10 protein-coding genes are annotated in these 12,908 nt (G+C 45.6%); 3 read left to right on the top strand and 7 right to left on the bottom strand.

Annotated features, from left to right (window positions below):
- Nucleotides 1-29 precede the first annotated feature (29 nt).
- From BSQ33_RS03810 to sixA, 5 genes are all read right to left on the bottom strand, one after another.
- Nucleotides 30-764 (bottom strand): RNA polymerase sigma factor FliA, encoded by a 735-nt coding sequence (locus tag BSQ33_RS03810; protein WP_021018787.1) that lies wholly within the window; start codon nt 762-764, stop codon nt 30-32.
- Nucleotides 757-1,644, bottom strand: a complete 888-nt coding sequence (locus BSQ33_RS03815; RefSeq protein WP_021018786.1) for a MinD/ParA family protein — start codon at nt 1,642-1,644, stop codon at nt 757-759. The genes BSQ33_RS03810 and BSQ33_RS03815 overlap by 8 nt, the downstream gene beginning before the upstream one ends.
- Nucleotides 1,645-1,657: 13 nt before the next feature.
- Entirely contained in the window at nt 1,658-3,166 is a 1,509-nt protein-coding gene (gene flhF, locus BSQ33_RS03820) for a flagellar biosynthesis protein FlhF (RefSeq protein WP_027693962.1), read from the bottom strand.
- A 28-nt stretch (nt 3,167-3,194) separates the two neighbouring features.
- The gene (gene flhA / locus BSQ33_RS03825; protein ID WP_021018784.1) at nt 3,195-5,288 is read right to left on the bottom strand and encodes a flagellar biosynthesis protein FlhA; all 2,094 of its coding nucleotides are present in this window, start codon (nt 5,286-5,288) and stop codon (nt 3,195-3,197) included.
- A gap of 412 nt (nt 5,289-5,700) precedes the next feature.
- On the bottom strand, nt 5,701-6,168 hold the full coding sequence (gene sixA, locus BSQ33_RS03830) for a phosphohistidine phosphatase SixA (protein ID WP_088133309.1): 468 nt from the start codon (nt 6,166-6,168) through the stop codon (nt 5,701-5,703).
- Nucleotides 6,169-6,403: 235 nt separating this feature from the next.
- Between sixA and BSQ33_RS03835 the strand changes: the two genes are divergently transcribed.
- Nucleotides 6,404-9,181 carry an insulinase family protein gene (locus tag BSQ33_RS03835; RefSeq protein ID WP_088133310.1) on the top strand — a complete coding sequence of 926 codons (2,778 nt, stop codon included), beginning with the start codon at nt 6,404-6,406 and terminating at the stop codon, nt 9,179-9,181.
- Here the strand turns inward: BSQ33_RS03835 and BSQ33_RS03840 are convergent.
- On the bottom strand, nt 9,178-9,777 hold the full coding sequence (locus tag BSQ33_RS03840; protein ID WP_088133311.1) for a VOC family protein: 600 nt from the start codon (nt 9,775-9,777) through the stop codon (nt 9,178-9,180). The two genes, BSQ33_RS03835 and BSQ33_RS03840, sit on opposite strands and share 4 nt — an antisense overlap.
- Before the next feature lie 196 nt (nt 9,778-9,973).
- On the opposite strand from BSQ33_RS03840, the gene argS reads away from it, so the two are divergent.
- Complete coding sequence (gene argS, locus BSQ33_RS03845) at nt 9,974-11,707, top strand: arginine--tRNA ligase (RefSeq protein ID WP_021018779.1); 1,734 nt, start codon at nt 9,974-9,976, stop codon at nt 11,705-11,707.
- A gap of 99 nt (nt 11,708-11,806) precedes the next feature.
- Here the strand turns inward: argS and BSQ33_RS03850 are convergent, their stop codons facing one another.
- Nucleotides 11,807-12,226: a DoxX family protein gene (locus BSQ33_RS03850; RefSeq protein WP_021018778.1), complete on the bottom strand. Its 420-nt coding sequence runs from the start codon at nt 12,224-12,226 to the stop codon at nt 11,807-11,809.
- A 250-nt stretch (nt 12,227-12,476) separates the two neighbouring features.
- Here BSQ33_RS03850 and BSQ33_RS03855 point away from each other — a divergent pair, with 250 nt between their 5' ends.
- Nucleotides 12,477-12,905: an HIT domain-containing protein gene (locus BSQ33_RS03855; protein WP_088133312.1), complete on the top strand. Its 429-nt coding sequence runs from the start codon at nt 12,477-12,479 to the stop codon at nt 12,903-12,905.
- Nucleotides 12,906-12,908 lie beyond the last annotated feature (3 nt).

Here is a 12,908-nt window from a genome sequence, read left to right on the forward strand (position 1 = left end):
GCCTCCACTGAGTATGAGATCAGTGATATTTAGTCATTTTGTGTCCAAGAACGCAGCTTTGTTCTTAAACGCTGCATGGTTTGGCTTAATATTTGGCTTACGCGAGACTCACTCACACCAAGCACTTCACCAATTTCTTTTAAGTTTAGCTCTTCATCATAATAGAGCGAAAGTACTAAAGCTTCACGTTCAGGAAGCGATTTTATTGATTCAACCAATGCTTTACGAAATGATTCGTCAGCAACACCTTTAAATGGTGAATTATCATCATCACTATCAAAAGGTGATATTGCATCATCAGAAACACCTAAATCTTCGATGCCAACAATCCGAGAACTATTTATATCGGTAATGACGCCATGATATTGATCTAACGACATTCCCAGATACTTAGCAACTTCTGTATCGGTCGGTTCACGATTTAATTCACCTTCAAGTACCGAAATTGCTTGGCTGATCTCACGATTATATTTATGGACAGAGCGAGGAACCCAGTCTCCGCGACGAATATCATCCAACATTGCGCCACGGATACGGATCCCCGCATAAGTTTCAAAACTGGCACCTTTACTATTATCATAGTTTTTTTGCGCTTCGAGTAGTCCGATCATTCCCGCTTGAATCAAATCTTCGACCTGAACACTCGGCGGTAACCGCCCGATCAAGTGGTGTGCGATACGCTTAACCAATACAGAATACTTTTCCAGAAAAGCCTGCTGATTATTGAGATTTCCATATTGATCGTACGTCAGCGCCTTATTCACCAAAAGGTTCCCCTACTATTTCAGTTCGATTTAGCAACCGTTCAACAAAAAATTCCAAATGGCCGCTCGGTGTTTTGGGTATCGGCCATGTTAATGCTTTATTCGCCAAAGAGCTAATCGCGAGCGATGCCGGTGAACGAGGAAATGCATCAACAATAATTTTCTGCTTTTTCACAGCCTGACGTACATTATCGTCTAAAGGTATACATGCGACGAGTTCTATACCGACATTGAGGAACCGCTCTGTGACTAAGGTCAACTTCGCGAACAACTCACGACCTTCCCGATAACTCCGCACCATGTTTGCAACAATCTTAAAACGCTGTACCTGATGCTCACGACTTAGTAACTTGATTAAAGCATAAGCATCGGTAATTGACGTTGGTTCATCACAAACCACCACCACCACATCCTGAGCCGCCCGGGCGAAGCTTACAACCATATCAGAAATACCAGCTGCAGTGTCAACCAACAGCACATCCATTTCTTCTTCTAGGCTGCCAAATGCCCGAATTAACCCGACATGTTGCGCATGGGATAATTCAACCATGGACTTAGTACCGGAAGTTGCCGGGATAATTCTAATCCCATATGGCCCTTCAACGATAGCATCTTTTAACTCACACTCACCAGCCAGGACATGTCCCAGGTTCTTTTTGGGACGAATACCTAACATGACATCTACATTTGCCAATCCCAGGTCAGCATCAAGTACCATCACTTTTTTGCCCTGACGAGCCATACTCATTGCCATACCCAAAGTGACATTGGTTTTACCAACACCACCTTTTCCACCAGTCACTGCAATCACTTTTGTCAGTGTCGGTTGGCTTAAACGGCGTAGGCCGCTTGCTTGGTCGAAAATCATTTTATCTGTCATATTTATTCGCCGCCTAGATTCTCTCTGAGTCACTGCTCCAGTAGTGAGGCTCATTGTCAGCCGACTTCTCTAGCAATTCGTTCGCTTTCGCTACCATATATTTTGGCTGAGCAATCACAATATCTTCAGGGACACGCTGGCCATTCGCGATATAAGCGACTGGTAACGCATTTTCAACCACAACACTCACAAACTCTCCCAGACTCAAAGATTCATCTAATTTAGTCATGATGCATCCAGATAAGGGAATTCGTCTGAAGTGGTCGATGGTTTCCTGAAGTACCTTTCTTTGTGCTGTTGCTGGTAAAACTAAATAACTTTTGATCACGCCACCGCGATCCTGCATTAAAGTGTCAAGTTGCTCAGACAAGCGCACATCTCGTTGCCCCATACCTGCTGTATCCACAAGAATCAGACGTCGATTTCGTAACTGTTGAACTACATCGGCTAACTCGTTGGAATCTTTAGCAACTTTTACTGGGCATCCCATAATTCTGCCATATATCGCTAACTGCTCATGGGCACCAATACGATAAGTATCCGTTGTGACCAGCGCGACATTATCCGAACCGTATTCCATTGCTGCTCTGGCAGCCAATTTTGCAACTGTTGTTGTCTTCCCGACACCAGTGGGCCCGAGCAAGGCGACAATCCCGCCCCGCTTTAAAATATCCTGATTGACGACCGGAATCTGATCTGACACTAACCCAAGTAAAGCGCGCCATGCTTTAGGTGGCGGGGTGTCTTCCGGTATATAACAAGCAAGCTGATCCGCCAGTTCCAGCGACAATCCCATCCGAGACAATCGCTTAATTAACATGGCCCGGAGAGGCTCTCGACGCTCAACTTCCTGCCACATTAAGCCAGAAACCTGATGTTCCAGAAGACGACGAATCGAATTAATGTCTTCTTTCATCAAATCAAGATCCTGTGAATTCTGCACATCTTCTTCGCGTTTCTGGCGACGTTCATAACGGGAAGGATCCAGTTGAGGCTTGTGAAATTCTTCGCGCTCTTCCCACCGACTGACAGGCGAATTCTCTCCGCTGCGTGAAGCACCATTGCTCGCTGAAGTGTGTTTTTCTTTGGTTTGACGCTGTAGCAAAGACGATAAAGAATCTTCTCGTGTCGGCTCTTCGTCTGACTGAGTTGGGGTATACTGTTTCAGTAAATTGGCAAAGCGGTTGGTCATTGAACCACGTTGATTCGACGACTGTTGCTGCCGTTGTGGTTTCTGAAGCGTTGCCGCCGTCCGTTGACCGAGTTGGACGCGATCCTCTTCTAGCTCACGTCGTCCGGATGAACCGACTGAAGGTGAAGGCGTATCTCGGTAACGCGGTTGAGAATTATAACCGTGAGCTTGTGTTTTGGGAGCGACAGTATCGCTGTCAACCGCAGCAACGATTTCTACCCCACCTGCAACTTTTTTATTAGACATGATCACCGCATCTACTCCAAGTTCTTCTTTCACTTGAAGTAATGCCGTTTTCATATCTTTAGCAAAAAATCGTTTTATCTTCAAAGCAGCAACCCACCATCATGTTTATCTGCTAGTTACCGACAGCCTGTACAATTCGAATCTGTTTCTCGTCAGGAATCTCCTGATAGGAAAGTACGCGCAAGTTGGGTATCGTATTTTTCACAAATTTAGCCAGAGTGGCGCGCAGAACACCGGATGTAAGTAAAACAGCCGGCTCACCTTTCAACTCCTGTTCTTGAGTCGCCTGACTCAAAGAAGATTGAAGTCGCTCAGCGAGACCGGGTTCAATCCCTGCAGACTCTCCACCTGACGCTTGCATTGTTTGATGCAATAATTGTTCCAGTTCAGGAATCAATGTAATCACTGGCAATTCAGGCTCTATACCATTGATTTCCTGAACAATTAAACGTCTCAGGGAAATCCGGGCAGCCGCTGTCAAAATGTCAGGTTCTTGACTCTTTCCAGAATATTCAGCGAGGGTTTGAACAATGGTTCGGATGTCACGAATCGGAATCGCCTCATTCAATAAATTTTGCAGAACCTTAACGACGGTGCCTAACGGCAGTTGGTCCGGTACAAAGTTTTCAACCAGTTTTGGCGCACTGCGCGATAACATCTCCAACAAATTCTGAACTTCTTCGTGGCCAATCAGTTGGGCAGCATTATTGGTGAGTAACTGACTCAAATGGGTCGCTAACACTGTTGATGAATCGACAACGGTATAGCCCAAGGCCTGCGCATGTTCTCGCTGATCTTCACGAATCCAAACCGCTTCTAAACCAAACGCTGGATCAAAGGTCTGCTCACCATCAATCAATCCATAGACTTGCCCCGGATTAATCGCCAACTCCTGATCAGGCCGAATTTCAGCTTCACCGACAGCAACCCCCATCAATGTGATCCGATAACTGTTCGGGGTTAACTCGAGATTATCTCGGATATGAACGGGCGGGATCAAAAAGCCGAAATCTTGTGAAAGTTTTTTCCTGACGCCTTTTACCCGCTCTAATAATTCACCACCTTGATCGCGGTCCACCAGCGGAATTAACCGGTAACCGACTTCCAGTCCAATGATATCAACTGGCTGAACGTCATCCCAAGACAGCTCTTTTAACTTCGGAGATTCGGCATCGATTTCTGCGGGTAATTGTTCATTTTCAGCGACTTTGCTCTGTTTTTTATGTAACAAATAGGCACCGCCACCCGCCAGACAAGCCAAGAGTAAAAAAGCAAAATGAGGCATTCCGGGCACGACTCCCATTACCCCTAAAATTGCAGCCGTGATCATCAGTGCTTTTGGATTATCGAACAACTGGAAAATTACCTGTTGCCCCATATCTTCATCGGTATTTTGACGCGTCACCATGATCGCCGCACCGATGGACAGGAGCAACGACGGAATTTGAGCGACCAGACCATCACCGATCGTCAGTAAGGTATATATCTGAATTGCCTCACCGAAACTCAGATCATACTGGATCATCCCAATAGTCAACCCACCAACAATATTGATGAATAGGATGAGAATCCCCGCTATCGCATCGCCTTTCACAAACTTTGAAGCACCATCCATCGAACCGTAGAAGTCAGCTTCTTTTGTCACTTCAAACCGACGAAGACGCGCTTGTTCCTGATCTATCAACCCTGCATTCAAATCAGCATCAATTGCCATCTGTTTCCCGGGCAAGGCATCCAACGTAAAGCGAGCACTTACTTCAGAAATCCGGCCAGCCCCTTTGGTGACAACCATAAAGTTAATAATCATCAAAATCAGGAAAACAACCAGACCCACAGCATAGTTGCCACCAATCACCACACTACCGAATGCTTCGATCACACTACCGGCAGCCCCCGGGCCACCATGACCATATAATAAAACAACCCGGGTCGATGCAACGTTCAATGCTAAACGCAGTAATGTGGCGATGAGCAATACGGAAGGAAAAGCAGCGAAGTCAAGGGGCCTGCGCGTATATACAGTCACCAACAAGACGACCATTGACAAAGCAATGTTAAACGTAAAAAAGAGGTCCAACATAAACGCCGGGATAGGCAAAACCACCATCCCCAGCGTTGCAAGTACCATGACCGGGGCACCGATAGCAGGGATCGTTCGCCGTGGCATAGCGGATAATTTGTCAGCAAATGGCAGCGTAAACTTCATAGATGACCGTTTATAATTCTCTGTTGGAAGTTGAAGAGCCTAAACGTCAGCCCGTCATTGGGAATTTCTGGATTCCTCGGTTCATGCAATAATTGCACCATAAACATGTCAAATTTATGGCTCACCCGCTTGGCCATCTCATCACATTGAAATGAGATGGTTCACACCAGAATAATAGGACTGAATAAGGAATAGATAATAGAAATGACGCCATCGTCAGACAGACGGGCGTCATCATAAGATATAACAAAGATAGGAAATCAATCACTCGGAAATCATCACAAGAGACAAACGTCAATGACCGAACATGACTTCCTCTTTGGTTCCAGATTGGGAGGGACAGACTGTTTCAATGTTCCTCCCTTTCTGACAAAAGTCTGTAAACCCGTCTCGAACCGCGATCACCGACAAGCTACTTCGGCGCAAGACGCCACAATAACTCACCCTGTTGTGTTTCAGGGACATAATCAAGACAGGCTAATCCAGATGTTGGAAACATCGGTGCCGGCATGTCTCTGACGAATTCACTGGTCAAGTAACCGACCAAAGGTAAGTGGGAGACGAGAAAGAATGAATTGACCCGCTCAATATCAGCCAAAGCCATCAAATAATCGAACACCCGATCTGATTTACCGTACGGCGTTATATCATCGCAAGTTTCGATACTGCGAGCTTCGACGTAAGCAGAGATTTCCTGCCATGTTTCTTGTGCTCGAAGATAAGGACTAATCAACACCTTATCGACACTGATTTTCTGTATGTCATTCGCCTGTTTCATCACTGAAACTGAATCACTCTTTCCAAGATCGGTCAAAGGCCGATTCGCATCACCTGTCGCGCAATATCCCGCTTCTCCATGACGCATAATAAAAATTTTCATACGATGGCTACCTTAAATACCCCATTAAACTCACAGGTGAGTTTATACTCACTCGATATAGCCAAGTCCTGATTTTCGTCGTTAGAGAAACCTCAACTCTATATTGGCTGCTTCACTCGAATTGAGCAAATTAAAATAACATTTTACTCATAAAATTGTTATCTGAGGTTGGCGACGTCAGTTTTCAACGTCATACTAATAATCGATTCCCTAGCCACGCTTGGAGGCATGTCTCGTGCATATCAGTCCAAATGATACAAATAGTTACCGATATATCACCTTATCAAACCAACTTCGGGTGCTATTGATTTGTGACCCCAATGCGCAAAAAAGTGCAGCAGCTCTGGCAATCAACGTCGGACACTTTGATGACCCTGCGGATCGTGAGGGTTTAGCGCACTACCTAGAGCATATGCTATTTTTAGGCACGGAAAAATACCCAAACCCCGGTGAATTTCAAAATTTTATAAATCAACATGGTGGAACACATAATGCTTGGACAGGGACTGAGCATAGTTGCTTCTTTTTTGACGTCACCACGGCAGCCTTTGACAAGGCACTGGATCGCTTTGCCCAATTTTTTACTGCGCCACTGTTTAATGAAGAATCTCTCGACAAAGAACGCCAAGCCATTGAATCAGAATATAAACTCAAACTCAATGATGATATCCGACGTCTGTACCAAGTGCATAAAGAAACCATTCATCCACAGCACCCTTTCGCCAAATTTTCTGTCGGAAACGAACAAACGCTGTCAGATCGTCATCAGGTCAGTATTCGTCAAGAAATTGTGCAATTTCACCATGAACACTATTCTGCAGACTTAATGACATTAGCGGTCATCGCTCCAGAGTCACTCGACACATTGGAACTGTGGGTTACGGAACGATTTGCTGACATCATGAATCAGCAGCGTCGGGGGAAAAGCGTTCAGGAACCCTATGTCACCAGCGAACATACCGGCCTGTTGATTGAAGTTGAACCTCTGAAAGATATCCGTAAGCTGTTTTTGTCCTTTCCATTACCCTGCATGGATATTTATTATCAGCAAAAGCCCTTGTCTTATTTTGCACATCTACTCGGTTATGAAGGAAAAGACAGCCTGACACAAGCGCTGAAAGACAAAGGATGGATTACGAGCCTTTCAGCCGGCGGCGGCACCAGCGGAAGTAACTACCGAGAATTTACTATCAGTATGTTACTCACAGAGAAAGGAATGACGTCTGTTGATGCCATTATTCAAGCAGTTTTCAGCTATATCAGTTTGATCCGGGAAAAAGGGCTGCAAGCTTGGCGTTATGAAGAGAAAAAAGCGGTTCTTGAAGCAACGTTCCGTTATCAAGAAGTCCCGCGCCCATTGGATATGGTCAGTCATCTGGTCATGAATATGCAGCATTACCAAGAAGAAGATACCATCTATGGCGATTATATGATGGTGGGTTATGATGAAACGCTGCTCAGAGAGATTATCGATCAGTTTGTACCTGAAAATCTCAGAGCCACCCTGCTGGCTCAGGGCGGTGACTATGACCAGACTGCGAATTGGTATTACACCCCATATTCCGTAACCCATTTTACTGACGCTCAGTTCGCCTGTTTTCATCAGGCTCAGTCAGAGCTCAACATTGCATTGCCCGAGCCCAATCCCTTCATCTGCCATGGATTACAACCGAAACCGATCGAGTCTGATGATGCACAACCACAAATTATTCAGGAAAGTGACGGATTTCGCCTGTGGCACATGCAAGATCAGGAATTCCTGGTTCCCAAAGGTGTCATTTATGTCGCCATTGATAGCCCTTATGCAGTGCAGAGTCCTCGCAATATCGTAATGACCCGTTTGTGCGTCGAAATTTTTCTCGATTCACTGGCTAAAGAAACTTATCCGGCTGAAATTGCCGGGATGGGATATAACATGTATACCCATCAAGGCGGAGTGACCCTGTCCATTTCTGGTTTCAGTCAGAAACAACCAGAACTGTTGGCACTCATTCTCGATCGTTTCAAAAAGAGAGAATTCAGTGAACATCGTTTCCAGTCAGTGAAAACCCAACTGGAACGAAGCTGGCGAAATGCTGCGAAAGATCGACCAATCTCACAACTGTTTAATGCGATGACTGGATTGTTACAGCCCAATAACCCACCCTACGAAAGTTTGCTTGAAGCATTGCAAACAATCAAAGTTCAAGAGCTGGCACCTTTTGTCGATCAGATGTTATCCCAACTCCATGTGGAGATGTTCGTTTATGGGGACTGGAGAAAATCGGATGCATTGCAAATCGGCCAACAATTGATTCAGGCATTGCATGTCCAAGATCAACATTATGAAGAGTCACTCCGCCCTCTCGTCATGCTGGGAAAACAAGGGACTTTCCGCCGGGAAGTTTTCTGTGATCAAGATGATTCCGCGGTTGTGTTGTACTACCAGTGTACGGATATCTCACCCAAAAGTATTGCACTGTACTCTTTAGCCAACCACTTGATGTCTGCAACCTTTTTCCATGAAATCAGGACAAAACAACAGCTCGGATATATGGTGGGGACTGGGAACCTCCCTCTGAACCGCCACCCGGGAATCGTCATGTATGTGCAATCGCCCCATGCAGCGCCAATCGATTTAATCACCTCGATTGATGAGTTTCTGAATGCCTTTTATCTGGTTTTACTGGAACTGAACGAATACCAATGGCACAGCAGCAAACGAGGGTTGTTCAACCAAATTGCCATTCCGGATCCAACACTCAGAAGCCGGGCACAACGTCTCTGGGTCGCGATTGGCAATAAAGACCATCAGTTTAATCAGCGAGAACTCGTGTTACAGGCACTGAAACAACTATCGCGCTCAGATATGATCCGCTTTGTGGTCAATGAACTGAAACCCAGAACAGCCAATCGCCTCATCATGCACACTCAGGGTAATGTACACCATGGTGCCGAACAACTCACTCTGGGCAGAGAAATAGGCTCAATCGAAGCATTTCAACTCATGCCGAAAGCTTATGAGCTAGGCTAAATATGATGTTCTGAAGCGATCACATGTGCCAGTGAATGGGGATGTAACTTGAGGCAAACATCTCCCTGACGAAAAGCAATTGTCGGGTTTACCAAGCGTTCTCTGTCTCCTTTTGGCGCAGAACATTTTACCGTAATCCCTCGCTGTTCTAATGTCGGCCACATCTGTTCCAGTGCAGGGAAACGTTGCCAAATATCCTGCAAAAAATCGTCCACGTTTGTTGCACTGGAAGGCATGACAAATTCCACATGCTCCCATCCTTGACGCGGATAAGATTTCCCTTTCACCGGATAAGGCAACTCCAAACAGTGCGTTGACCATCCTCCGAGCAAGATCGGCGTCTCCAGCTCAATCACAATAATCGGTCGGCCATTGATCATTGCCGATGAGATTTCCATTCCCTCATTTAGCCAAACTTGATGAGCGGCTTCAGCAAGCTGCCAGTTATTGACGCGCATGGCAATATGATCCAGTTGGAATGAGGTTAAATCCAGTTGGAGAGAATCACATAACTCACTAATTTGATTAATGAAAAAATCCACATCCTGATACATTTGTGTTGGCGTGAGACGATTTGTAGTGAGGAGAGAATGCATTTGACGACCATCATCAGTTGAAAGACTGGTTGAATCCTAACAGGATCTGGTGGAAAGTAGAAAAATTCAGGCGCTTTTCTCTATAAGAGTGATAATAAAATTGCTATGATGTGCGCCAATTTTTGAACCCGATCGAGATGTGTATCACACTGAATGATACACAAGCAGACAATTCCTAGAAGTGAAGGATAAGTACGTGAATATCCAAGCATTGATAAACGATAAAGTATCTCAAGCACTTGAAGCCGCAGGCGCGCCTGCCGGCAGCCCAGCCGCTGTCCGCCAGTCCGCAAAGCCACAGTTTGGTGACTATCAAGCCAACGGTGTCATGGGGGTTGCAAAAAAACTGGGCACGAACCCACGCGAGTTTGCTCAAAAAGTACTGGATGTACTTGATCTGGAAGGAATTGCCAGTAAGACTGAAATTGCCGGCCCGGGATTCATCAACATATTCCTCAGTGAAACATTTTTGGCTCAGCAAGCTGAACAAGCACTGGCTGATCCACGACTTGGCGTTACGCAAGAAGCGCCGCAGACGATTGTCGCAGACTACTCTGCCCCAAATGTCGCAAAAGAAATGCACGTTGGTCATCTCCGTTCCACAATTATCGGTGATGCCGTTGTCCGTACCCTTGAATTTTTGGGACACAAAGTCATTCGGGCAAACCATATCGGTGACTGGGGAACTCAGTTTGGGATGTTGATTGCCAACCTGGAACGCGTTCAGCAAAATGACGAAGCCCCTTCAATGGCGCTTGCAGATCTGGAAGCGTTCTACCGTGAGTCGAAGCAACGCTATGATCAGGATGAAGCCTTTGCTGAAAAAGCCAGAGGTTACGTCGTGAAATTACAAAGTGGTGATGCATTCTGTACCCAGATGTGGAAAAAGCTGGTCGATATCACCATGACTCAAAACCAGCTTAACTATGACCGGCTCAATGTTTCTTTAACCCGCGCCGATGTCATGGGAGAAAGCATGTACAACCCCATGCTCCCGGAAGTTGTTGCCGATCTGAAAGCGCAAGGTTTAGCGCAAGAAGATGATGGTGCACAAGTCGTATTTCTTGATGAATACAAGAATAAAGACGGTGAGCCAATGGGTGTGATCATTCAAAAACGTGACGGTGGTTACCTCTATACCACGACTGACATCGCTTGTGCGAAGTATCGTTATGAACAACTTGGGGCAGACCGAGTCTTATACTTTATCGACTCACGTCAGCATCAGCATCTCCAGCAAGCTTGGACCATTGTCCGGAAAGCGGGTTATATCCCCGAGAGTGTTTCACTGGAACATCATGCCTTCGGGATGATGCTGGGGAAAGACGGACGACCATTTAAAACCCGTGCTGGCGGAACTGTTCGCCTGACTGACCTGCTGGATGAAGCCGAAGATCGTGCCACCCGGTTGATTGAGAGTAAGAACCCGGAGCTGGCCCAAGACGAAAAAATGAATATCGCCAAAACCGTTGCGATGGCAGCCGTCAAATATGCAGATCTATCCAAACACCGGACCACTGACTACGTATTCGACTGGGACTACATGCTCGCCTTTGAAGGCAACACAGCCCCTTATATGCAGTATGCTTATACGCGAGTCGCTTCAATTTTCTCGAAAGCTGGCATCACAATGGACAATCTCAATGGCGAGCTGCTGATTCGCGATGAGAAAGAAAAATTGATGATCACGAAACTGCTCCAGTTCGAAGAAACGATTCAATCTGTCGCCCGTGAAGGTCAGCCACACTTAATGTGTGCTTATCTGTTTGAATTAGCGGGTCAATTCTCCAGCTTCTATGAGGCTTGCCCTATTTTATCAGCAGCCGATGAGGCAACGCGGAACAGTCGCCTGAAGCTGGCAGCCCTAACGGCAAAAACCATTCAACAGGGTTTAAATCTATTAGGAATTCAAACCTTGGAACGAATGTAAATCATCGCGATCAACCATCACCACCGCCTTGGCGGTGGTTTAGAACTGACAATAAAAAACCCAGCAAATGTGCTGGGTTTTTTATGGACTATTCTGGCTTTAATCTGGACGCATCGCGTACTTACCAGAGCCGAGCAACAAAATAGCAATGGATGCAAACAGATAGGTCGCAATATCTTCCACCGCCCAAGCACCATATTCATTCAGTGAAAAGAAATTATCCCGGTGCATCAGCCCGATAACGACAATTGCAGTCCCTATCACTGCTGTTGCAGCAAAACGAGTAAACAGACCTAAAACAATCATGATCGGGGCAATCACTTCGCCTAAATAGACGGCATAGGCAAAAAATCCCGGCAGGCCAAGATCAACAAACATCCCCTGAATAAATGCAGTTCCGTCATATATTTTATGGATGCCATGCAGTAAAAACATTAAGCTGAAACCCACTCTGAGAATCAACTTAGCAGCATCAGGATGATTCATTCCTGCTTCAAATTTACGGATCAAACTATTCATTAATTACTCCAAATCAATCAGTCTTATACCTAGTATATCGGTAACTATTGAGAAGACCTTGGTGTATTTTTCATCATCTTCATCAATAAAATCGAACAAAAATACTGTCCTAAATCAAAAAATTAGAAATTCATGTCATTCATCACTGCAAAAATCAATCACCGTTTTTAGCACAGGCAACGAATTGAGCATATCTCTCTGAAGGTATGTTATCCTCCCTTGGTTTCATTTTATTGTAGGGAGCAATGCAATGAGTTTCGAACTCCATCCACAATTACGGCAAGATACAACCTACCTTGGTGACTTCCCGCTTTCTCTCGTGTTGTTACATTGGGATCAAGCAGTACCATGGGTTATTTTGGTCCCGAAACGTGCCGGAATTAAGGAATTCCACCATTTACCAATGGTCGATCAGCAACAATTCCTAGTTGAATCTCAATGGATAAGTCAGATTTTAGAGTCTCAGTATCACCCCGATAAAATCAATTTGGGCGCGTTGGGCAACATGGTCCCTCAGCTCCACTATCACCACATTGCAAGATTTGCTGAAGATGAAGCATGGCCCGGGCCAGTCTGGGGAAATACGACAGGTACCCGCAGAAGTGATGCCGCACAACAACATATGGCCAGTTTACTGAAAACCGCATTGGCTCCGTCCGGTATTTTCACACCGGTTTAACTC

Source organism: Vibrio gazogenes (assembly GCF_002196515.1).
In the GTDB taxonomy this organism is placed as follows: domain Bacteria; phylum Pseudomonadota; class Gammaproteobacteria; order Enterobacterales; family Vibrionaceae; genus Vibrio; species Vibrio gazogenes_A.

Bases quoted from the DNA above. Each gene is read 5' to 3' on its own strand.
- BSQ33_RS03815 (WP_021018786.1), bottom strand. From the start codon at position 1,644: ATGACAGATAAAATGATTTTCGACCAAGCAAGCGGCCTACGCCGTTTA.
- flhA (WP_021018784.1), bottom strand. From the start codon at position 5,288: ATGAAGTTTACGCTGCCATTTGCTGACAAATTATCCGCTATGCCACGG.
- sixA (WP_088133309.1), bottom strand. From the start codon at position 6,168: ATGAAAATTTTTATTATGCGTCATGGAGAAGCGGGATATTGCGCGACA.
- BSQ33_RS03840 (WP_088133311.1), bottom strand. From the start codon at position 9,777: ATGCATTCTCTCCTCACTACAAATCGTCTCACGCCAACACAAATGTAT.
- BSQ33_RS03850 (WP_021018778.1), bottom strand. From the start codon at position 12,226: ATGAATAGTTTGATCCGTAAATTTGAAGCAGGAATGAATCATCCTGAT.
- BSQ33_RS03855 (WP_088133312.1), top strand. From the start codon at position 12,477: ATGAGTTTCGAACTCCATCCACAATTACGGCAAGATACAACCTACCTT.